Here is a 23508-nt window from a genome sequence, read left to right on the forward strand (position 1 = left end):
TGCCCACAAAAATGACGTTGGATGAGACTCGTTGAGCGATTGGAAAATGCTCTGTTAGGAAACGCAAAATATCGGCAGGAATCGCCGGTCTGAGAGGGACGTATGGGTGACAGTTTTCAGAATGAAGTGCCAACGGCACGCGTTAATATCAAGTTAGATTTACATACCGGAGGCGTTCAGAAAAAAGTTGAATTGCCGTTAAAACTTTTAACCGTGGGTGATTTCAGTAATGGTAGAGAACAACGACCACTATCGGAACGCGAAAAGGTTGATATTAATAAAAATAATTTCAATGATGTGTTAGCTAAGTTCTCACCAGTAGTTAATCTGAGTGTTAAAAATACGTTAGCTGGCGATGATAGAAATGACGATATTAATCTTACCTTTAAAAACATCCGCGATTTTGAGCCTGAGCAGGTAGCCAGAAATATCCCACAATTACGCGTTCTGTTGGCTATGCGTAACTTACTTCGTGACCTGAAATCTAACTTACTCGATAACGCTGCTTTTCGCCGCGAGCTGGAAACCATCCTTAAGGATCCAGCCCTGAGTCAGGAACTGCGTGATGAACTGGCAACCATGATGCCAGAAGAGATTTAACGCTATACAGGGTTTCCTCCGCTTAATTGGCAGGAATAGTAAAGGACCATAAAAGGAATATGTTGATGTCTGTTCAGGAACATACCTCTTCAGTCGCGGCCACTACGACCAGTGAACGCAGCGTTTATCAATCCCTCTTTGACAAAATTAATCTTTCCCCGGTTTCGGCATTAAAAAATGTAGATGCGTGGCAGAGCGATGAAGCGCTTTCTGATGCCGCTCCGGCTGAACGCGTGACCGCCGCTATTCAGGTTCTGGTCTCATGTCTGGCGGACGCTGCACAGCCAGTAGAGCGCCTGGATAAAACGCTGCTTGATGAACAAATTGCTCGTCTTGATAAGCAGATTAGCGATCAGGTTAATGAAGTTATGCATCATGCTGAGTTTCAGAAGCAAGAATCGCTCTGGCGCGGTTTACATTCGATGATCACCGGCATCGATTTTCGTCGCAATGTCCGGGTAGAAATGATGGATATCAGCAAGGATGCGTTACGTGATGATTTTGACGATGCGCCGGAGCTTATCCAGAGCGGGTTATACCGCCATGTTTATATTGAAGAATATGATCAGCCTGGTGGCGAACCCATTGCGGCAATGATTTCAGCGTACGAATTTGATAACAGCCCGCAGGATATTGCACTGCTGCGCAATATTTCTGGCGTGTCGGCAGCCTGTCATATGCCGTTTATCGGTTCCGTTGGGCCGAAATTTTTCCTGAAAGAAAATATGGAAGAAGTCGCGGCCATAAAAGACATCAATGATTATTTCGAACGTGCTGAATACATCAAGTGGAAAGCATTTCGTGATAGCGACGATTCACGCTACATCGGGCTGACTATGCCGCGTGTATTGGGTCGTCTGCCGTATGGTCCTGATACTGTGCCGGTACGTAGCTTTAACTATGTTGAAGAGGTGAAGGGGCCGGATCACGAAAAATATCTGTGGACCAGCGCATCTTTCTCTTTCGCTGTGAACATGGTGAAAAGTTTTATCAAGAATGGCTGGTGCGTCCAGATCCGTGGGCCGCAAGCGGGCGGCGCAGTTAAAGACCTGCCTATCCATTTGTACGATCTGGGTACGGGTAATCAGGTGAAGATTCCATCTGAGGTGATGATTCCGGAAACCCGGGAGTTTGAATTCGCCAACCTTGGTTTTATTCCGCTTTCTTATTACAAGAATCGTGATTACGCCTGCTTCTTCTCCGCTAACTCGGCTCAGAAACCTGCGCAGTATGATACGCCGGAAGCGACGGCTAACAGTCGGATTAACTCTCGTTTGCCGTATATCTTCCTGCTTTCTCGTATTGCACATTACCTGAAAATACTGCAGCGAGAAAATATTGGTACGACCAAAGATCGCCGCCTACTTGAGCTTGAGCTTGAGCTTAATAATTGGTTGCGCAGTCTGGTAACCGAAATGACCGATCCTGGCGATGATTTGCAGGCATCACACCCGCTGCGTGATGGGCGTGTCGTGGTGGAGGATATCGAGGATAACCCCGGTTTCTTCCGTGTGCGCCTGTATGCCATTCCGCATTTCCAGGTTGAAGGTATGGACGTCAGCTTGTCGTTAGTTTCACAAATGCCTAAGTCGAAATCTTAACGACGCAGCGCACAGGAGGTGCGATGAAGATCTATCGTCCGTTATGGAGCGAGGGGGCCTTTCTGGCTCCCCAGCAGTTTCAGCAACAGACACGTTGGGATGCCTATGTCGCTGACGTTGTTGCTCACATGTCACTTTCATCACCGTGGGGTGTCATCAGCGCGGAGTTTGATGAAAGTGCGCTAACGGTTTCCCGTTTGAATCCCGTTAATCTGGTTGTGCGCTTTCCTGACGGCACGTTAGTGGATACAGGTATTTCAGATAACCTGCCTCCGGCGTGTGATTTATCGCATCTTACTGGTTACAGCAGTGTTGAGATCGTGCTGGCGTTGCCGCTGCTTTCGGCTAATGGCGGCAATCTTTCATCAGGCAACGGCGTTAGCCGTCCGTGTCGTTGGCAGCAGGAATGGCTGCCAGTACAGGATCTCTCCGGTCAGGAAAGAACTGATATGGCCGTGCTGCGGCATGCTATCACCCTCCGGTATAGCCATGACGATAACAGCGCTTACCTGACTTGTCCGGTAGCTTGCCTTATTCGTAATGCTCAGGGGCAGTGGGAGCTGGGACGTGATTTTTTACCCCCAGCGCTTTCACTCTCAGCCAGCCCCTCATTAATCAATTCGCTTAGTGATTTGGTGCATCGTATCCAGGCCCGTTGTCGCCGCCTGATGGCCTTGCGCCGAGAAAGTAATGAACGAATGGCGGATTTTGCGGTAGCTGATGTTTCGTTGTTTTGGCTGCTGAATGCGCTTAATAGCTCAGAGCCTGTTCTGAAAGAAATGCTGCAAAACCCAGGCCGTCACCCCGAACTTTTGTGGCGTGAGCTGGCGCGGTTAGCAGGCAGCCTGCTGACTTTTTCATTAGACCATGATGTCAGCGTTGTACCTCCATACCAGCACGCAAATCCGCAGCAGGTATTCCCTCCGCTGTTTGCACTTTTGGTAGAACTGCTGGAAGCCAGCCTGCCATCTCGCGTTGTCGCTATTGAACTGACGCAAGAGCGACAGTTCTGGTATGGCGCTTTGTCGGATGCCCGACTGCGTGAAGGCGCTGATTTTTACCTTTCCATTCGCTCGGATCTTCCTGCGCATGTCCTCCTTACGCAATTCCCACAGCTCTGTAAAGCAGGGAGCCGGGCAGATGTCTCTGATGTCGTCAATGTGGCACTGAGCGGTATTCCTTTAAAACCGCTAACGCATGTACCCGCAGCCATCCCGTTACGACTGGAAAATCAATACTTTGCTCTTGATATTAATCATCCAGCAGCCCAGGCCATGCTGGATGCTGGTAATTGCGCTTTCTATGTGCCGGGAACGCTGGGAGAGATTCAACTTGAGCTTTTCGCAGTCTTAAGGGATTGAAATAAATGAATAAGGATATTGATCAGGTGTTTTGGCCAACCTGGCTTGCTGTCAGCCAGTTACGTGGCGGGGCGGAAGTCGATGATGGGGCAGCTTTCTATCGCCAGGCCTGTCAATGGGTTGATTCTGCGCGTGAGGCATTGTGTGAGATGGGGTACAGCGAACACAGCGTTGAGCACATGCTCTACACGCAATGTGCGTTACTGGATGAAAGCGTGTTGAACCGCAATCGGCAGGATAGCGGTTATACCACCTGGCTTGCGACCCCCTTACAGGCCCGCTATTTCAACACGACCAATGCAGGAGAAGAGCTCTGGGAGCGCATCCGTACCGTCCTGCGCGAGTCCGTTCCTGATACTGCCGTATTAACCTGCTTTTATCGTGCAATCACGCTCGGTTTTGTTGGGCGCTATCGTGAGCAAGGTGACGAGCGTCGTGAAGATGTTCTTGAAGCGCTGGCGACTCAGGCGATGCCTTTTAAGTTAAAGCACGATGCCCCAGTTATCATGCTGGCCTCTGGATTCTCAGGCGGTAAGCGTCGCTGGTGGTTGGCATGGATTGTCGGTGTGCTGGCGTTGGGTGCCCTGTGGCTGACATTTTCTCATGTCTTACAAGGGCAGGTAGCTCAGCTTATTGGGCAGGGATAAGACATGGCTCAGTTGCGAGGGATCGTTAACTATGTGCTGGCGGCCGTGCTGGCTTTGTTGCTGGTCTGGGGATTTAGTCCGTTAAGTGCGGGTGTAAGGAGTGGGCTTACCGTCTTTATTTTACTGCTTTTCATTCCAGGGATGGTTTATGCCTGGCGTCAGTATGGTCGGTTGAAGTCTGCTCATTCTGCTCATGAAGTTCCGCTCCCTCCTGAGAGTTTCAGTGGGCCGGTTGTGCTGGTGTGTGGCGATAATGACCTCTTGTTCACTGGACGCGGCGATTCTTGCGAGAGTTCACAGGGCTGGTATTTATCTGTCCAGTCCCCGGAGCATTATATTGCTCTGGTTCGTCAGTTAGCTACGCAGCGTCCGGGGCTTCTTATGCGCGTTTCCGTGATGCTGGCCTTGGCTCCAGAACGGCATAATGATGAAGACGCGCTTAAGCATATGCTGCTCAGCTGGCGGCGTGTAGTGGCCCAAAGCCGGCGTTGGTTATCAGGTATACCGCCGTTTTGGCTGTGCTGTTGGTTGAATTCTCCTCAGTGCAATGAGAGTGTACGTTGGTTTATTCGTACGCCTCAGGATGCGGAAGTGCAGTCGGCTACAGGATTAGACGACTTTGCGGCTTTCTCTTCGCAAGAGCGCCCGGCTCGTCATTTTCATCTTACACATGCAGTGTGGTTAGATAATTTACTGGGATGGCTGCAGAAGGTACAAGGCGACACCGAGCGCCATGCTCCGCCTCTTTTCTCTGCTTTACGGGTAGTGTGTTTCACCTCATTGGCGGTCTGCGAAAATAATCTGTGGCAACGGCATATCACGGCTCAAACAACGCTTCCTCCAGCCGCGTCAGCAGCGCCCGTACAGTTGCCTTTTCCTGATTTAGCGTTGCCTTTTTTATCCCACCGCCGGGCGCTGACTGCTTTTCAACGAGCGGTGGGCGTAAGTGGTCTTCTGTGCGGCCTTTTTGTCGGGCTGGCAATGACATGCAGCTTTATCAATAACCAACATCTCATCAGGATCACCAACGATCATTTGACGGTATACCGCCATCTTAGCGGTAATCCTGTCGAGCCAAAGATTCAGGCTCAGGATCAACTTCGTCGGGATGCGCAGCGGCTGGATCGCTGGTATCAGCAAGGTGAACCCCTTTCTCTTTCAATGGGATTGTATCAGGGGATGAGATTGATCCCGCCTTTGCTGGCCGCCATCAGCGACTGGCTACCACCTGAAAAACCGAAAGTGACCTCCCCGCAAACCGTACGTCTGGACAGTATGTCGCTGTTTGATACGGGCAAATGGGCGTTAAAGGCCGGTTCAACAAAAGTACTCATTAGGGCTTTGGTCAATATCAAAGCTAAACCCGGTTGGCTGATCGTCATCGCCGGACATACCGATGATGTGGGTGACGATAAATCTAATCAGCAGCTTTCTCTCAAACGTGCGGAATCTGTTCGCGACTGGATGCGCGATACCGGCGATGTTGCGGAGAGCTGTTTTGCCGTTCAGGGCTATGGCGAATTACGTCCCTACAAAAGCAACGATACGCCTGAGGGACGGGCAGCTAACCGCCGTGTAGAGATCAGTCTGGTACCGCAGGCTGATGCCTGTCAGGTGCCGGGCATGAAGGAACCGTCACCGCAAGGCGGTGACGCATTAGCGAAGTAAAAATGGAGAAAGAGTTATGGCAATTCCAGTCTACCTTTGGCTGAAAGACGACGGCGGCGCGGATATTAAAGGCTCTGTTGATGTGAAAGACCGTGTGGGCAGTATCGAAGTGGTGGCCCAGGAACATAACCTGTACATCCCTACGGATAACAACACCGGTAAGTTGACCGGGACGCGCATCCATACCCCGTTCCTTTTCACTAAGGAAATCGATGCCTCCAGCCCGTATCTGTACAAGGCTGTAACCACAGGTCAGACCCTGCGTCAGGCAGAGTTCAAATGGTATCGCATCAATGATGCGGGTCAGGAAGTGGAATACTTCAACACCACACTGCACAACGTGAAAGTGGTGAAAGTAAACCCGGTGATGTACGACATTAAAGATCCCGCTAAAGAGAAGCATAACCACCTGGAACAGATTGAACTGCGCTACGAGAAGATCGTCTGGACCTATAAGGATGGCAACATCATCCATTCTGACGCCTGGAACGAGCGTACCACCGCGTAATGCACTAACGGATGAGGATTTCCTCATCCGTTTTTTTATGCCCTCTGCTGAGCGTCCCGGGCGGGGTTCAGCAGAGAGTATCAACATCACTATTACCTTATGGGCATTGGATTACGGCCACGGGCGGTAGCGTGCCTGAATACAGGGAGTCAGGAAGCAAATGGAACACCAGTCAGCAGTGTTATTACGACGTCTCAACCCCTATTGTGCTCAGGCGCTTGAAGCAGCGGCATCGTTATGCCAGACGCGCGCGCATGCAGAAATCACGCCCGAACACTGGTTACTAAAGCTGCTGGAGCAGGGAGAGGGCGATATTACGGTCATTGCTCGTCGTTATGAATGGGATATCGACAATCTCTGGCAGTCACTGCTGGCGCATCTGGATGTTCAGCCTCGTTCCGTGAAAAGTCGCCCGCAGTTGTCTGATGCGCTCCTTTCTTTAATGCAACAAGCGTGGCTGTGTGCCGCAACGGATGAAAATTCGCAGATACGTGGCGTACATCTGCTGATGGCGCTGGTAGGAAAGCCTTCACTATTGCAGTGTGACGGCCTGTGGCCTCTTTTGAGCGCCGGACATATTCAACTGGAACGGCTTCTGCCGCTATTAAATGTCCAGTCGGATGAACGTCCGGAAAGGCAGCAAGAAGCCGCTCTGGCGCAGGTTTCTCCAGATGACGAAGTGCGTCCAGGCCTTGCTCAGTCGACGTTGTCGCCAGCATTACAAGGCGTGCTCGAGAAATTTACGCTGGACGTGACCGCGAAAGCGCGTGCTGGCGATATCGACCCGATATTTGGTCGCGATAATGAAATCCGGCAAATGGTGGATGTGCTGTCCCGTCGGCGAAAAAATAATCCCATTCTGGTCGGGGAACCTGGCGTCGGCAAGACCGCTCTGGTGGAGGGGTTGGCGCTGCGTATTGCTGAAGGTAACGTGCCAGATAGCCTGAAATCAGTAACGCTACGCACGCTGGATCTTGGGCTGTTACAAGCCGGTGCTGGAGTGAAAGGTGAGTTTGAGCAGCGGTTAAAAAATATCATTGACGCCGTTCAGCAATCGCCAACGCCTGTTCTGCTCTTTATCGATGAAGCCCATACCATCATCGGGGCTGGTAATCAGGCGGGGGGCGCAGACGCAGCCAACCTGCTAAAACCCGCTCTGGCCAGAGGTGAACTACGAACCATCGCGGCGACCACATGGAGCGAATATAAACAGTATCTTGAGCGTGATGCTGCGCTGGAGCGGCGTTTTCAGATGGTTAAAGTTGATGAGCCGGATGATGACACTGCCTGTTTAATGCTGCGTGGTCTGAAATCACGCTATGCAGAACATCATGGCGTTCACATCACCGACGAAGCGGTTAAAGCCGCCGTTACGCTCTCTCGCCGCTATCTTACCGGGCGGCAATTACCCGACAAAGCCGTCGACCTGTTGGATACCGCAGGTGCAAGAGTGCGGATGAGCCTTGATACCGTTCCTGAACCTTTGACGCGTTTGAAGTCGGAGATCACCGCGCTTGAAATTGAAAAGCAGGCATTGCTTGCAGACCTCGCGGTAGGAAATGGCCAGCATGGTGAAAGGCTGGCCAGTATTGAACAGCGGGAAAATCGTCTGCTTGTCGAACTGGATGAACGCGAAACCCAGTACGGCCAGGAATTAACGCTCACTGAGCAACTGCTGGCCAGCCGCCGTGATATTTCTCGTCAGGCGGAAACGGTTGAATTGCAGCAGCAGCTTAGTGTGCTTCAGCAGGGCCATCCGTTACTGTTTCCGGATGTAGACGCACGTACCGTTGCTACGGTGATCGCCGACTGGACCGGTGTACCTTTGTCTTCATTAATGAAGGATTCCCAGGCGGATTTACTGACGCTTGAAACCCAGATGGGAAACCGCGTTATCGGGCAGAATTATGCGCTGAATACAATCGCACAGCGGTTGCGAGCATCAAAAACAGGGCTTACGCCGGAAAACGGCCCACAGGGCGTGTTTTTGCTTACCGGGCCAAGCGGAACCGGCAAAACAGAGACTGCGCTGGCCCTGGCTGACATTCTCTTTGGCGGTGAAAAATCGCTAATCACGATTAATCTGTCTGAGTATCAGGAGCCGCATACTGTGAGCCAGCTAAAGGGCTCACCTCCGGGATACGTGGGTTATGGACAGGGAGGGATCCTGACCGAAGCGGTGCGAAAACGCCCCTATAGCGTAGTACTACTGGATGAAGTAGAAAAAGCGCATCGCGACGTCATGAACCTGTTTTACCAGGTATTTGACCGTGGTTTCATGCGTGACGGCGAAGGTCGTGAAATTGATTTTCGCAATACCGTTATTTTGATGACTTCCAATCTTGGCGGCGACGCAGTGATGCAACTGCTGGAAGAGCAACCGGGAACCACAGAGTCAGAGTTGCACGAACTGCTGCGCCCACTGTTGCGCGATCATTTCCAGCCGGCGCTGCTGGCCCGCTTCCAGACAATTATCTACCATCCGCTCAGTGAATCTGCGTTACGTACGATTGTACAGATGAAACTGGAGCAGGTTAGCCAGCGATTACTGCGTCACTACGGCATCACCACAATAATATCCGAGAACCTTTTTGATGCCCTGACCGCCGCTTGCCTGCTACCGGATACGGGAGCGAGGAATATTGATAGTCTGCTGAATCAACAAATCTTACCTGTGCTCAGTCAGCAGTTGTTAACGTATCTTTCCCGGCAGCAAAAACCTCAGCAACTCACTCTAAGTTGGAATGATGAAGAGGGAATGATGCTGGAGTTTAATGATGAGTAAACGTGACGATATTATTGAACCTTCCGAGTGGACCTTGGATCGTAAAACAGGGCTTGTTTACAGCGAAATATTGGGATGGATAGATATAGGCCATGCACAGGGAAGTGATATTAAAAACCTACTGTTAGATATAAAACGAGGTGAATCAAGTCGTGATGGTTATTATGACGTCACCTATAGCCAAAAGATGTTTGTATATCATCGCCAGTTTGGTACAGGAAAGTTTGTTAAGTGGCGTATCAAACAAGGTTTATCTACATGTGAGAAAAACAGCGTTGCGTTAGCCATGATGATGATGACGGCGCGCTTGTTTGAACGTTTGCAATCTAATTGGTGTTTTAGTTGGTATACCGACAGTGGATTTAGCGGAGAGGATCTTACCTCCGATCTTTTAGGCTTCTACCGGGCAATCCTTCCCTCAGACTACCCGTCAAGACTGAGCTTAGTCAGTAAAGAGCGGGCACTGAGTAGATGGGATTTTTATGGGCCGATAGGCAATTATAAGAATAAAGGATTTTTACCATTACTGTTTCCAGACCCCCAGGATAACTGTGCTGTCCATAAACCCTATAAAGGGCGCCTGCCTTCATTTATGACATGGGTGCAACCGTGGAGTGATTTCACTTCTGGTCAGGTAGAAATTATCACCGGGGATGGCGGTTATTATTCATTTTTGTCGAGGTGAATGATAATGAGCTACTATAAAATAATACTGGTGACGATTGCTTTGATTTTCTTGTCACCGCTGTTAATACCCTGGCCAGATAAATTAGAATATCGGGAAAGCGATATTTTTGACTACTATTTCTATACTGATGTTGATATCAAGCAGGCTCCAAGGATATCAAATAATTATCGCTTTGAATATATTTCTCCTGATGGAAGTACACGAGAAACAAATATTGTTATTTTTCACGGTGGTGATGTGGGAATTATTCGTGATTATCTAACAGGTCTTGGCTTTCATCTTTATGATTATAGTGATAATGGAAGAGAAGAACTTTGGATATCAAATGATAATCATCGATTTACTTTTTCTATTGTCGCTAACAAGAAAAAAGATTTGGTCAGTTTAATAAAAACAATGCGTTGAGGGTAAGTTTTTGTTCTGGAAGTGGCTCTTTATAAATTTACAGGGGTTAAATATATGGGAATGGATGAATCACTTGGCGGCGGGATGTCATTTATATCTGAAAATACGCTGAATCGTTATCAATTGTATATCCCTTCATGCAAGTCTGTACTGGATGTTATTAACTTTAATGGTACAGAGGAAATGAGTTCGCTGTATCGATACGTAGTACATTTTTCCAGCCAGGATATCAGAGCAATCGAGCGCAACGGTTTTTGCTACTCAAACCGCACATGGGACCCGACGGATGTGGTTGGGGTTTGCTATCGGTGTCATGGTGACTGCGGTCGTAAGTACAGGCGCTTTTCTTGGTATCACTCATATGCGCGCCGACGGATATGAACTGGTGAAGCCATTGCCGCAGATGCTGACGCCAGAGCAATTGTCCACGTTGAGGCAATCTTCAGATTTGAAGGAACAGAAGCAGGAAATAATTGCCGCAACGCAAGGGCAATTGGACGTTTTACATGACCTGTCACCTTTGTGGTCGAGAGAATATGCCGCATCATTAGCGCAGCAGTTAGTCACCCTGTGGCCGGAGGAATCGCAGACAACGACATTCGTTAGTGGGTTACAGAAAGCGTTAACCACGGAAGCGTTGCCGGAAAGCGCTCTGCAAAACTGGCATGATGCCCAACAGGGTCTGGACGCGTTAACCGCCCGGCTAAATATGCTTGATGAACGCAAAGGTAAATATCTGACGGGGTCGGAGCTGAAATCAGCCATTTTCACTATCCGCCGCCAGCTTGACCAAACGCCGCCGACAGAAGAGTTATTGCGTCAAATAGATGACGAATTAAAAAAGCAGGGGAGTGTATCACCCGCTTTGTATCAGCAGCTCGATATGCGGATTAATCAGCTTCTTAATCGCTATATGCTATTGAAAGAAAGCGCTACGGGAAGGGATTAGATTCTATTCCCCAAAAAGCAAAAACCCGCCTTTTGGGCGGGTTCTTTAAATAGTGGTGCCCGGACTCGGAATCATATCCACGATTAACATGCTGTTTGTTATTGGTTTTGTTGGTATTTCTCGCGAACAGAGCCCCCACGAAGGCCCCCATATAAAATCGCTTTATTTTTTTGAGGGTTATCACGAAAAATTGGTGTGTAATTGACTCTCTACCCACTCTTACGACACGCGATTAGTTCCATACCATAAAACTCACCATTGTTATGAAGCTGAGTTGTTATTTTTTTATCGTAGGGAGTTAACACAATTTACGCATTTTTCCACTACGCCTTTCAGTATCCTGTCTTGTAAAGTTATTCTGGACGTTATCAGTTCATACGTTAGAACATTGATGAGTCTGAACTGCCTTTTGTTGCTGAACTGATACAGGTTAAACCGGAAGAGGCGCAATGGCGCGGAGCGATTGAACGCGCTGTCGGGAGTAACAGGCTGCGTATTCTTGTTGCGCCTGAATCTGCACAGGAAGCGCTGCGCTGGGTAAATCAGCGTAACAATCGTCTGCATGTTCGGCTACTGGAAGTCAAATTACCGCACTCGCCCGTTCGCTTCTTTGATGATGGTTTTACCCGCAAACTGCTGTGGAAAGATCATCCGTGGCGAGAGGCCGTCAAAGTATTACTGGCAGAAAGCGACAGGCATTGTGTTGACAGCCCTGAACAGTTGCGTGACACACCTCATGCCATGGCGGTTCAGGGGTTAATGTCTGGTAAACAGCGTTTTTATGACAAACAGGATCAGAAACGCCTTGATGAAGACTGGCTGACGGGATTCGATAACCGCGATCGCCTGAACTTTCTTGCCAGAGAAGTTGCCGCGCTTCAGGAGCAGACTAAAACCGCAAACGCGGCATTTGAGGTTGCGAAAGGCGAGGTGGCGCTTTTGCAAAATCAGGCCATTTCATTCCAGAAAATACAACAGATTGATTACGATAGCATTGATGTTCCCGGCGCAAAGAACCAACTGGAAGCGCTCAAGGAGCGGCTGGAGAATCTGATCCATCCTGATTCCGATGCCAGCGTAGCGAAAGCAAAACTTGATGAGGCTCAAACGGTTGAGTCTGAATTTGATAAGCAGCTCAGAGCCGCCAATAAAGTCACTAATGGGTTGGATACAGAACTCACCTCCGCCAGGGCCGCAGAACGTAAGGCCCAGCAAACCGCGCAACAAGGTATGCAGGATGAAGAGCGAGAGTTGTGCGCGTCACATTTTCCAGTGGTGGCTCTGGAGCAACTGCCTGACATTCGCGATCTGGAACGTCAGCATGAGCGGGGAATTCAGCAAGAAATTGAGGGTATTAAAGGTGAATTGCATCGACTGAACATTGAGTTGACCAAACGTATGTCTGAAGCCAAACGTGTGGATACTGGGGCGCTCGTTGAGGCTGGGGCTGATTTGGATGATGTTCCTGTCTATTTACAGCGTTTGCAGGAACTGACCGAAGAAGCCCTGCCGGAAAAGCTTAACCGCTTCCTTGACTATCTGAATCGTTCATCTGATGATGGGGTAACGCAACTGCTCAGCCATATCGATCATGAGGTGTTAGTGATTGAAGCGCGACTCAGCGAACTCAATAAAACCATGTTCAGGGTCGATTTTCAGCCGGATCGCTACCTGCGTCTGGATACCAAAAAAGTTGTCCATGAAAGCCTGCGCACGCTTGAAAAAGCGCAGCGTCAGCTAAATACCGCCCGGTTTGTTGATGATAACGGCGAGAGCCATTATAAGGCTTTGCAGGTGCTGGTGGCGCAACTACGGGATGCCTGTGAACGAAACCGTACCTTGGGGGCGAAGGCGCTGCTGGATCCCCGCTTTCGTCTGGAGTTCGCCGTATCGGTGATGGATCGTCAGAGTGGAAATGTGATTGAGTCACGTACCGGCTCGCAGGGTGGTAGCGGCGGAGAAAAAGAGATTATCGCGTCGTACGTGTTGACCGCATCACTTAGCTACGCGCTATGTCCTGCAGGGAGTCGTTATCCGCTTTTCGGCACCATTGTCCTTGATGAAGCCTTCTCCCGCAGCTCTCATGCCGTGGCGGGCAGGATTATTGCCGCGCTTAGAGAATTCGGCTTACATGCTGTATTTATCACCCCCAATAAGGAAATGCGCCTGCTGCGTGACCATACCCGCTCGGCGATTGTCGTCCACCGGCGCGGTCAGGATTCAAATATGGCTTCGCTGAGCTGGGAAGAGCTTGAACAATACTCCCGACGACGGGAGAACGCGTAGAATGTATTCTCCTGATGAACTGCGTGAAAAGCTTGCCCGGCAGTGGGATAACGCAAAGCTCCGGGCCGAGCGTTTACTTCCACCCGGTAACTGGCCGCTCTGTCTGACCATTGGCAAACCTTCCGCGAAAATATTCGCAGAGCAGCCTCAGCGCGTTTTACAACACGTGCAGTTATGGCGGCAAGTCGCGGTTGGGCGTGTGGACTGGGGAGAGGTCAGTTATCGGGCGAGCGACGGACCGGTATCAATGCCGCTGCGCTGGATCCTGAATGGCCCTTCTGACTGGCTCAGCGCCGCGGCGGATCAGGCGGTGAGCCGGGAGTTTCGCTTGCTGGAGGGAATTATTGAACAGGTTGACCCTATTTTTCATCCGCTGTTGGTCAGTCATCGTTCACTCTGGCGGCACAAAAGCCCACAGGACATCATCAGCGCCGCCAGGCTGGCCTGCCGATTAGAGCCAGGTTGCGCAAAAGGGCTGCCGTTAAGGCTGCTTTCCGGGCAAGGGGTGGATACCAAATTTATCGAGAATAATATTTCATTATTAACCCGACTGCTGGACGTGCGTTTTTCCGGCGAAGCCAGCGAGCAGGGGTTAACTACCTTTCTTGATGCTTTTGATGAGTCCAGCCACTGGGTTTTGGTTGTGCCATTATCGCCCGGATTGCTCCCTTTTAAAAAATGCCGGGTGACGACAGCGGAACTGGCGGAAACGACATTGCCCGCGTCGTGTGTGCTGGTGATTGAAAATGAACAGTGTCTGCATCAACTTCCAGCGTTATCTGACACTATCGCGATCTTAGGGTGTGGCCTTGACGTGCAATGGTTATCCAGCTCTGTTCTGAATGAAAAACGCGTTGCCTATTGGGGGGACATGGATAGCTGGGGGCTACTGATGCTGGCGAGAGCCAGGCGCTGTCGCCCGACGCTTGATGTTCTGCTTATGAACCGTGAGTTGTTTGAGCAATATGCCAGCCATAGCGCCGTTCCTGAACCGGTAAAAGCGCAGCAAGCAATGCTTGATGGCTTGCTTAATGAAGAGGCCGATTTTTATCGTTACTTGACCCGCTCGCCGCGTGGTCGCCTGGAGCAGGAATTTTTGCCTGCGGGGATAGTTGAAGAGGCATTGCTCAGATGGGCAAAATCTGAGGTTCACATATAACGGTGTGAAAAACATACCCACCTCGCTTGTAGGAGGTTGATCAGTCACCCCTGCATTGAGCTTTTAGTTGAGATGTCGAATGAGGCGCTTTTGAGTTAATATTTTACGATATTGATTATTATTTATTGAGTTACATAAATATTTTAATCACTTTTTGAGATATGGCCATGAAGCAGTTGAGATAACCAAACATCATGGCTCAATTTAATCTCTCAGAATCAGAGCTAAAAGTACTGCTCCAGAACGCCTTCTAACTTGTTCACCGTCGCCGCATACTTGGCCGGGTTCTTTTCCTTCAGTACCGCCAGATTACGCAGTTTCCAGCGAATGGCCGGTAGGTGCTGAATTTCAGGATAGCGATACAGCGACCAGTCAGGGGTATTTTGCTTATAGCTGAGCAAGAACTGGCGATCTCTGTCCGTAAGATGCGATTGCAGCGCTTGTGGCAGCAATGTCGTTACTGATAAAAGGGACTCCAGCGACGTTTCCTGCTGTGTCATTCCTGAAAATTCCTGTGCGTACAAAGTAGCGATCCGCGCTGTTTCCCAGTTTGGTGCCAGCAGCTCGGCAATGGGGCGGGGATGTCCTGCCAGATAACAAAGAAAGCCGTCAAAGATCTCGCGCGTCAGCCCCGGTTTCTCCAGCATATTCAGCACGTCAAACAGATCGCGCGGATGCTGGCGGTCAAGCGCGGCGCAGATTTTACCGCCGTAAAGATCCGCCTGCGAGACGACATTCATCGTGGTGAAGCCATACTCCATTTCCACCTGTTCACATACCGGCATTTCTGTTGCTGGCAACAGCAGCCCACGCCAGACTGGACTAACTTCAATCTTTATCTGCGCGTCGGCGGTGTTAACGATAATGCGCTTTTCATCCGCTTTGTTCTCCTGCCGGATAGCGTTGATCCCCGGTCTGCCGTTCAGTGATTCAGTAATACGCATCAAGGCATCATTGATCGCAGCCAGATCGGAATCGCGATCCGCATAGGTCTTATACGCCAGATCGATATCCACCGACAGGCGAGGAAAATCCTGTACAAACAAATTGATTGCCGTGCCGCCTTTCAGCGCGAAGCAGGACTCCTTTGCCACATACGGCAGGGCAGTCATTAATAGTCTGACCTGTCGGGCATAACTATCACGCAGATCCATCTTCGACTCCTTCCGGTTTAAATGTGCGGGGAACGGTGATTTGATAATCCGGCTCCAGCCAGCCGCCGGGAACGATTTGCCGTTTTCCTGTACCTGTTTCTATGCCGCTTTGATCGAGATGCCGAAAATAAGGATGCGCATTGCGTCGGGCAAGGTAAAGCAGCACCCGGTTGGTTTTAACCGAATGACTGGCGCAGAGCAGTGTTTGTAATTTACGCGGGCTGAGAAGATTCATTCCCTGAAATAGAGCGTCGGCATGTTCGAACGAGATAAACGAAGGAACACCGTAGGCTATTTCATACGCGGCCAGTTCTGGGACACTACCTGTTAACTGTCGGTCGCCGATATTCAGTTGTGTCGTGAATGACGGTATATCAACGGTGAGGCCAGAGGTATACAGCGTGACAAACATCGCGGATTGTTCAAAGGCGGCGAACCATCCCGGCAGCTTGACATAAGCCGGAAGCGCGAGCCAGATTTGCTGCCTGCCCGGCTCGGTATAGTGAGCATGACCCTGTAACGCAAGGCTGGTCAGCCCCGCCACGCGAACCGGTCTTTCCCACTGCGTTTGCAGGCAGTAAACCGCGTCAACCCAGTCTGGTTCACGGCCTGTCCGGCAGTATACGCCGTGCGCAATCCGCCTTAGCCAGCCATTCTGAACATAGAGGTAAGAGAGCTTACGATCTATGCCGCTGCGGGTAAGCCATGACTGGAGCAACACCTGACCGGGTAGGGTGTTTTGCATCAGCCAGTTTATATAGTTTGGCAAATGTCGCCTCTTGATGGACAATTTTTAAAATTATTAAACCATTATAGATTCATCAATGTTACCTAACAATACTGAGTTTGATTATTATCTTAAATGTCGATTATTAATCGACATTTAGTAAAAAAAATAAACTTGTAATTGTGACCGATAAGCAAACTCAAATGTATTCGGTCTGTTTAAGCAGAGCGTGTAACACAGGTGCAAAATTATCCGTGCAGATATAGTGAACTGATTTTGTTAAATTTTAGATAAAGGACAATAAGTTATGGCATATCAGGCATTTTTTACCGGCTGGGATGCGTTGACAATTGAAGACCTATTGGTTGCCTATCGGAAAGCGAAAGCCGACTGTTTCTTTGAGAACACTTTTCCCACGGCAATCAACTTTGCTGAATATGAACAGGATCTTCTTGGCAATCTCAATAAACTTTTAGATAGTTTGCAGAGTAATGACGGTTTTTATTCTAATGATGATTTTATTGGCGAATTTCGCCTGTTGCCAAAAAAATTATCGATTAAGAAAAAAACGGATATAGAAGAAAATGGGCATGTTCATTTTTCTAATCCTGCCCGAGCGGCCGAACATTTATTTGATAACTTCGAATTGACGCCTGAGTTTCGTGTCATTGGCGATTTTCCAGTGAATACACATATTATTTCTGCACTATGGATCAATATGGTAGGGCATCAATTTGATTCTGGTCTGAAAAATTGTTGTTATGGAGCTCGGCTAAAACGTATCCGTAATGATGAAATATTGAGCGATGAGCAGGATAAACCCTTTCATATCAGTGCAATTGGTTCGTTCTCACCCTACTTTCATCCCTATCAGAAGTGGCGTGGTGACGGTTTAAAGGCTATACGTGACGAATTAGATAAAGATCATGACATTATTGCAGCCTCATTAGATCTAAAGGGCTACTATCACTTTATTGATCCACTGGCGATAACTTCTGAAGATCTCCATATCGCGTTGAGCGTTAATCTTACTGATGAAGAAAAAGAATTTAATCTACAATTGGCGAAATTCTTAAAACGTTGGTCTGATGGTGCATCAGAATTCGGAAAACAGATTGCAAATAAAAAAGTGACAATAACCGGCGGTCTGGTGATTGGCCTAACGGCCAGCCGTATTATTTCAAATATTTTGTTGCATCGCTGGGATCAATTAATAATTGAGAAGCTATCTCCGGTTCACTACGGACGCTATGTCGATGATATGTTTTTGGTGATACGAGATACTGGAACAATCACTAATAACCGTGAATTTATGGCGTTATTGCAGGAACGGCTTGGTAAAGACTGTATTAAACCTGTGCCAGATAAAGAACAGGTATGGCAAATAGAGCAAGGTGAGACGTTTCAGGCTAAAACAACTATTCAACTTCAGTCCGATAAGCAAAAGCTTTTTATCCTTCAGGGAAGAGCCGGGATTGACCTCCTGGACAGCATCGAAAAAGAGATCTATGAACTTTCCAGTGAACACCGACTGATGCCGTCGCCGGATCAACTGGAAGATTCTACTGCCGCGAAAGTTCTTTCTGCTGCCGGTAGCGTAGGTGAAAATGCTGACACGTTGCGCCGGGCGGATGGATTAACTATCCGCCGCTTAGGATGGTCTCTGCAATTGCGTCATGTTGAGACTCTGGCGCGAGATCTGCCCTCCGGTGAATGGAAAGAACAGCGAGAAGAGTTTTATCAGTTTGCATACAACCATATTCTCCGGGCGGATAACTTGTTTGCACATTTTAGTTATTTGCCCAGATTACTTGGATTTGCTATCAGTATGAACGAATGGCAGCATGCCGAAAAAATCGTACTCAAAGCCTACCATTCAATAGACAGACTGGCTTCCGTTATCAAATCAGGTGAAAAAATAACGATCAATGGTTGTGAAACTAAAGCAATAAAAAATCTCTGGCATTCTGTAAAAGGTACCCTGACTTGGTTATTTGTTGATGCGGCAACTCGTTTTTATTCTCCTGATAAATTATTCCTTGGTCAGCGCTCTAAAAAAGAAAAGCATTTATCAGATATCTTTCTTTCTCAGATGATTGACAACCTTACGCAATTTAAAGAATTAATTAATTTACGCTTTGATTTTGCTGATTTTAATAAAAAGGCGCAGTCAGTCGCATTGGCGGATCTGGCGAAGGAACCTTATAAGAAAATCTTACAAAGCCAGTCAGCAGGAAAACTCGTCGGCCAGCGTGATGGTAAGAAGGAAAGTAAAATTCTGAAATCGATAAATGCTGTATCGCTGATTGATATCGACATTCTTAAAGCGTTTCTGAAGTCAACCAGAAACACTCGTCTTGAAAAAGTGGAAAAAGGGGATCGCAAGAATGAGAGTTACTTGCCGTATGTTTTCCCGACGCGACCTTTAACGCCTGCTGAAATATCCGAATTGGCACCTGAATGTGTCGGGTTACCCATCGCAGATGGTAAAATGCTGGATGATAAGCCTTCCGTTATCTGGGCTAAATATACACAAGCATTGCGTGGAGTGTGGATAAAGCCAACGTTGCTTGCAACAGAACAGGATACGGAAGATGCAACGACAACGTCACGAGCCCGGAAATTTCTCCACATTGGTACTGATAAAAAACGTAAAATTGTTGTGGCATTAACCAATATCAGAACCGATGAAGACGATTGGGCAAGAATGGCTTGTAATAAATCAGAACTATCACGCAGTCGATATCAGCGTATATCAGAGTTGGTTAATGCAACGCTAAAGTTATCACCTAAACCTGATTATATTTTATTCCCCGAACTTTCTGTGCCGTTACGCTGGGTTAATAGCATTGCTGAGCGGTTAAGTTCGGCTGGCATCAGCCTGATTGCTGGTACGGAATATCGCCATATTAATGACCATCAGTTACTTAGTGAAGCTGTGCTCGTCCTGTCAGATAACCGATTGGGATATCCTGCATCAGTGAAAATATGGCAACCTAAGCTGGAACCTGCCGTCGGTGAAGATGAGGAATTACATTCAACGTATGGTAAATCGTGGGCATTTTCAACGCTCAGTGCTAAACAGCGTAAGCCAGTCTATATTCATCACGGCGTTAATTTTGGCGTTATGATTTGTTCTGAACTTCAGAATAGCAAGGCAAGAGTACGATTTCAGGGAGCCGTTGATGCCCTGATGGTATTAAGCTGGAATAAAGACCTTGATACATTTGCGTCATTGATCGAATCAGCCGCACTTGATGTACATGCATACACTATTTTAGTGAATAACCGTAAATACGGCGACAGCCGCGTGCGTTCTCCGGCCAAAGAATCTTTTATGCGTGATATTGCTCGCGTAAAGGGGGGAGACAATGATTTTGTTGTTGCGGCGACGTTGGATATTGATGCGTTAAGAACTTTCCAGAGCAGGGCGACGCGGTGGACGAAAGAAGGAGATAAGTTCAAGCCATTACCTGAAGGATTTCGTTTGGCCAGAAATAGAAAAAAGCTACCACCAAAATAATATTTAGTGGCTCAGGTTATTTTGGAAAAACGTAAGGGAGTTTTCTTGCTGTTTACAACTCTTAGCGGTATCTTTTCCCGGCACCTGCAAATTCAGGTGCCGGGATTGACCTCCTGAATATATTTTGTTGGCGACATATTGACGCGCCTGCGTCTTTTTTTATGTCGTACGAACGGCTATACCTCAATGGTGGGCTGGGTGGGGGCACCGCAAGGTGCGCCGGTTGCCAACAAAGCCGGTAAGGTCAACTCCGTCCAGTTCCACCACCCACGAGATTGACCTCTCAGGTGGTGGTTTATCAACTTTTGTTGGAGGCTGCCACTATGGCTACGATCCCTACTCAAACACACCCGTTACTTGCTATTTCCTTCAATGCCGCCACGGACTTCACCGTCCTTGCCGATCACTGTGAAAACTTCGCTGAAACCCTGATTGAAAACGACGACCCCACGCTGAAAATGGCGCTTTGTGGCAGACTCAACGCCGCTCTGGCGCTGCTCTAGCCCACGCTGTTAGAACCCGTCCCGCCCCATCTTGTTGAAAGCCTGACCGTTGATACTCTTCCGGCGAATTCCCCTCAGTTTGGGCCCGAATGCACAGAGCTTTGTCGCTACTGCCTCGCCCTGACGCAAACGCTGGCGGGGCAGGGGTTTTCTTCAGAAACGGAGAAATTCCTTAGCTGGTTGCTGTATGACCTGATCAACTATTTTGCGGCAGAAATGAAAGCCCCGCGCTGGCTGCGTACCGCCGACAGCGTGAAGTTTATTGACGGGGTGGCGGCATGATGCAACCGGACTGGCATTCTGCTGACATCATCGCGGCGCTGAAAAAACAGGGGACGTCGCTGTCCGCCGTTTCCCGCAAATCAGGGCTGGCGTCCTCCACGCTGGCAAATGCGTTGATAAAGCACTGGCCCAAGGGGGAAAGGCTGATCGCTGAAGCATTGGGTGTGGCGCCAGAGCATATTTGGCCTTCGCGATATAGATAGTCAGGGCAGGGATGGGGTTCAGAATTTCTGTCCCCAAAAAGCAAAAACCCGCCTTTTGGGCGGGTTCTTTAAATAGTGGTGCCGGACTCGGAATCGATCTTTTGTTTTATCTTTATGATTTATAAGTAAAATTTTTGATGTGATTATATTTATGCCCTCATTTGTACCCTCATTCCCGATTGGTATGAATCCGAAACCCGAATCGGTGACGATAAGTGGGATACTCGCCTCAGGCTGATGTGTTGATACTTTATGATGGTCCTTTGTCTGGTGACGCTCCTGGTGCGTTACAGAATCCAGTAACAAACCACCAGAAGAAAAGCACCAGGAACGTCAGTATCATATTGTCCATAAGCAGGCGAACCTGGCAAGGGGTTTGTTTAACTCTGCACTGATACTGACATTTCACATATGTGCAGGCCCCTGATTACTGTCCGGATGCCAGCATTCCAGGGTAGTGACGTGCGATGATGTCATTCAGCTTATCGACCAGTTCTTGCCGCTTAAAGGTGATATGAGCAGTTCCCTTCTGAAAGTATTTGATTGCAAACATCTCATCCTCGTAACGATTGCTGTGCCTGTTTTCATGGATATGATTGGCGAGACGACGGGTGACGTCGGCACGGTTGTCGGGAACCGGTTTTCCGTCCAGAAGCATCAGCATCCGCTCAAGGTCAGCTAACCGATCGCGTTGCCAGCCCCAGAGAAGCCCAAATCCCCACCGGTCACATTTGACTAGCCCACTGACGATGATTTTCCCTCCAAATTTACAGGGGCTGTTCGTCTTAAAATCCCAGCTCAACCCTTTGAAGACGTTAATGACACCCCGCTCAAACACATCACCTTTATTCAGATACAGTTGCTCAAAAGTGCTCAGAATGTTGGCTTCGCTGACTGCAGGAATGTTCTCCCCCCCCAAGATTTCTGTACCACTGATCACGAGCCTGAGCGTCCATGATGGAAAGCATCCCTGACTTTTTCATTAAATCGCGCCATATACCACGATCGAGATTACGGGTAATGGCTTTCATCGCTGTTTCTGGTTTTTCCATCAACCAGCAACCACGGCGGAATTCCTGCTTCATGGCCCAGTCCAGAGCGGTTTTACCGCCAATACTGCGGGTCAGTGTTGCAATATCGCTAAGTTGTTGCATGAGCACTTCAATCTGCGCCAGCGCCGCATTACGTCCGGTGACGATGCGCTCAATGCTGGTGGAGCAAATAACGTCTGTGTGGCCGGTTAATACTTCGGGTTCGTTAAGAGTAAGGTCTGACATCATTTATTTCCTTATATAAAGCAAAGTGCCAGTCGGTGAGGGCTGGCGCTTATGGGTAAGTGATGAGTACGGACAGGTAATTAATCTGTACTGGTCTGCTGCAGACGCTGAAGATCGCGAACATCCCTGAGTGCCTGTTCAATCCATGGCAACAGCACGGCTGAATCGGTATTTACTTCGTCGTTATCGAAGATAATCCCGTTGTCGCAACAGATGTTGTCCTGCAGCAAGCAAATCAAAATATCGAGAGCGGTTTCAGTGGTTAATTCTGGCATGTGAAAACCTTGTGGTGATTGAGGTGGGGTTACCAGTCGAAAACGTCAAAGCCGGGCAGCACTTCGCCAAAGGCATCCAGATGAACAATGCCAACGGCGTAGCGACGGATAAGCGTTATCACTAACCGGCGGCAGGCTTTCGACAGTCCGAGGCGTTTGAGCCGTAATACCGGAAACGACCAGGCATACAGGCGAATCAGATAATCTGAACCAGTGTACATAATCCATTCCGACTCGCCGAAGTCTTCGCGCTGATGTGACAGGGCGTACAACAGTGAATTGTCTTCCTCCGTGAGGTGCGCAGTACTGCAGCACATCCCCGGTAATGATGTAAAAGGGGGCCGTGGGAATTCAACGGCGATCTTCCCAGGTTCATCCGCGATCCGCAGTGAGCAGCCGTTCTGGTTTACCGCGGCGATCAGTTCGGACAATTCAATACCATCGACATCCACTGCGATACGCCCCATGTTGAGGGCCAGAACGTTGATGGCATCAGCTTCCACGTTGAGAGACAGCTTCATCGGGTCATCTTGCTGTATTTGCCTGTAGTGATATCTGTCACCGTTCTGTAGCCGTTACGTGTCATCAGTCCACAGGCCTTACGGGCGCGGAGAATATCGATACTGCTGATAAGCGGTGACTGCTCTGTAGTGCTGGATCCGTAACGGTCAGTGCGTACCAGATCGTATTTTTCGACGATAAAATTGACGGCATCACACAGGGAAATACCGGCGTCAATGTGCTCCTGAATCACGTCGTCGTTGCCAAACGGCGTGTCGTTTAGCGCCAGACCGTAGTGATGATCCAGCAGGTGGCTCAGAAGTCGCTGCCAAATCTCCACGGGTGACAGACGTGGAGAAGCCTCCCGTGCCGGGGATACGGGTTGTGTTTGCATAAGGGGTATCTC

19 protein-coding genes and 2 pseudogenes are annotated in these 23508 nt (G+C 48.9%); 15 read left to right on the top strand and 6 right to left on the bottom strand.

Translation table 11 applies throughout. The features are described 5' to 3' along the window. Positions 1-102: 102 nt before the first annotated feature. From tssB to ICA20_RS03900, 12 genes are all read left to right on the top strand, one after another. Positions 103-600: a type VI secretion system contractile sheath small subunit gene (tssB, locus tag ICA20_RS03845; protein WP_038633820.1), complete on the top strand. Its 498-nt coding sequence runs from the start codon at positions 103-105 to the stop codon at positions 598-600. Between the two features lie 65 nt (positions 601-665). Further along, entirely contained in the window at positions 666-2201 is a 1536-nt protein-coding gene (gene tssC / locus ICA20_RS03850; RefSeq protein ID WP_038633817.1) for a type VI secretion system contractile sheath large subunit, read from the top strand. Positions 2202-2224: 23 nt separating this feature from the next. Beyond that, entirely contained in the window at positions 2225-3562 is a 1338-nt protein-coding gene (gene tssK, locus ICA20_RS03855) for a type VI secretion system baseplate subunit TssK (RefSeq protein WP_038633813.1), read from the top strand. Positions 3563-3567: 5 nt separating this feature from the next. Continuing rightward, entirely contained in the window at positions 3568-4209 is a 642-nt protein-coding gene (tssL, locus tag ICA20_RS03860) for a type VI secretion system protein TssL, short form (protein WP_038633810.1), read from the top strand. A gap of 3 nt (positions 4210-4212) precedes the next feature. Further along, positions 4213-5877, top strand: a complete 1665-nt coding sequence (locus tag ICA20_RS03865; RefSeq protein ID WP_038633807.1) for an OmpA family protein — start codon at positions 4213-4215, stop codon at positions 5875-5877. A gap of 16 nt (positions 5878-5893) precedes the next feature. After that, the gene (tssD, locus tag ICA20_RS03870; RefSeq protein ID WP_003024437.1) at positions 5894-6385 is read left to right on the top strand and encodes a type VI secretion system tube protein TssD; all 492 of its coding nucleotides are present in this window, start codon (positions 5894-5896) and stop codon (positions 6383-6385) included. Between the two features lie 160 nt (positions 6386-6545). Next, entirely contained in the window at positions 6546-9170 is a 2625-nt protein-coding gene (gene tssH, locus ICA20_RS03875) for a type VI secretion system ATPase TssH (RefSeq protein WP_129695038.1), read from the top strand. Then, a complete protein-coding gene (locus ICA20_RS03880) occupies positions 9163-9855 on the top strand; it encodes a hypothetical protein (protein ID WP_038633797.1) in 693 nt (230 codons plus the stop codon). Before tssH ends, ICA20_RS03880 begins: the two co-directional genes overlap by 8 nt. Before the next feature lie 6 nt (positions 9856-9861). Further along, complete coding sequence (locus ICA20_RS03885) at positions 9862-10263, top strand: hypothetical protein (protein WP_149282300.1); 402 nt, start codon at positions 9862-9864, stop codon at positions 10261-10263. A gap of 286 nt (positions 10264-10549) precedes the next feature. Beyond that, a complete protein-coding gene (locus ICA20_RS03890; RefSeq protein WP_230592261.1) occupies positions 10550-11212 on the top strand; it encodes a VasL domain-containing protein in 663 nt (220 codons plus the stop codon). A gap of 939 nt (positions 11213-12151) precedes the next feature. Further along, on the top strand, positions 12152-13498 hold the full coding sequence (locus ICA20_RS03895) for an SbcC/MukB-like Walker B domain-containing protein (protein ID WP_207212971.1): 1347 nt from the start codon (positions 12152-12154) through the stop codon (positions 13496-13498). Position 13499: 1 nt separating this feature from the next. Next, positions 13500-14657 (top strand): DUF3322 domain-containing protein, encoded by a 1158-nt coding sequence (locus ICA20_RS03900; RefSeq protein WP_038633793.1) that lies wholly within the window; start codon positions 13500-13502, stop codon positions 14655-14657. Between the two features lie 224 nt (positions 14658-14881). Here the strand turns inward: ICA20_RS03900 and ICA20_RS03905 are convergent, their stop codons facing one another. Both ICA20_RS03905 and ICA20_RS03910 read right to left on the bottom strand, forming a co-directional pair. Continuing rightward, positions 14882-15811: a nucleotidyl transferase AbiEii/AbiGii toxin family protein gene (locus ICA20_RS03905; RefSeq protein ID WP_038633789.1), complete on the bottom strand. Its 930-nt coding sequence runs from the start codon at positions 15809-15811 to the stop codon at positions 14882-14884. Then, positions 15798-16580, bottom strand: coding sequence for a type IV toxin-antitoxin system AbiEi family antitoxin domain-containing protein (locus ICA20_RS03910; RefSeq protein ID WP_038633786.1), 783 nt, complete (start codon positions 16578-16580; stop codon positions 15798-15800). The genes ICA20_RS03905 and ICA20_RS03910 overlap by 14 nt, the downstream gene beginning before the upstream one ends. Positions 16581-16845: 265 nt before the next feature. Between ICA20_RS03910 and ICA20_RS03915 the strand changes: the two genes are divergently transcribed. The 3 genes and pseudogenes from ICA20_RS03915 to ICA20_RS03925 all read left to right on the top strand — a co-directional run bounded on the left by ICA20_RS03915 (position 16846) and on the right by ICA20_RS03925 (position 21049). Next, positions 16846-20061, top strand: coding sequence for an RNA-directed DNA polymerase (locus ICA20_RS03915; RefSeq protein ID WP_038633783.1), 3216 nt, complete (start codon positions 16846-16848; stop codon positions 20059-20061). 323 nt (positions 20062-20384) lie between these two features. Beyond that, positions 20385-20846, top strand: a pseudogene (locus tag ICA20_RS03920) (hypothetical protein). Then, positions 20843-21049: a helix-turn-helix transcriptional regulator gene (locus tag ICA20_RS03925; protein WP_038633780.1), complete on the top strand. Its 207-nt coding sequence runs from the start codon at positions 20843-20845 to the stop codon at positions 21047-21049. The pseudogene ICA20_RS03920 and the gene ICA20_RS03925 overlap by 4 nt, the downstream one beginning before the upstream one ends. Positions 21050-21476: 427 nt before the next feature. Here the strand turns inward: ICA20_RS03925 and ICA20_RS03930 are convergent. From ICA20_RS03930 to ICA20_RS03945, 4 genes and pseudogenes are all read right to left on the bottom strand, one after another. Then, positions 21477-22326 (bottom strand): annotated as a pseudogene (locus tag ICA20_RS03930) (DUF4942 domain-containing protein). Between the two features lie 80 nt (positions 22327-22406). Next, on the bottom strand, positions 22407-22601 hold the full coding sequence (locus ICA20_RS03935; RefSeq protein ID WP_038633777.1) for a DUF957 domain-containing protein: 195 nt from the start codon (positions 22599-22601) through the stop codon (positions 22407-22409). A 29-nt stretch (positions 22602-22630) separates the two neighbouring features. Then, on the bottom strand, positions 22631-23122 hold the full coding sequence (locus ICA20_RS03940; protein ID WP_038633774.1) for a DUF5983 family protein: 492 nt from the start codon (positions 23120-23122) through the stop codon (positions 22631-22633). Beyond that, positions 23119-23496, bottom strand: coding sequence for a TA system toxin CbtA family protein (locus tag ICA20_RS03945; protein ID WP_038633771.1), 378 nt, complete (start codon positions 23494-23496; stop codon positions 23119-23121). The genes ICA20_RS03940 and ICA20_RS03945 overlap by 4 nt, the downstream gene beginning before the upstream one ends. Positions 23497-23508 lie beyond the last annotated feature (12 nt).

Source organism: Citrobacter sp. C5_2 (genome assembly GCF_014596845.2).
GTDB lineage: Bacteria > Pseudomonadota > Gammaproteobacteria > Enterobacterales > Enterobacteriaceae > Citrobacter > Citrobacter werkmanii.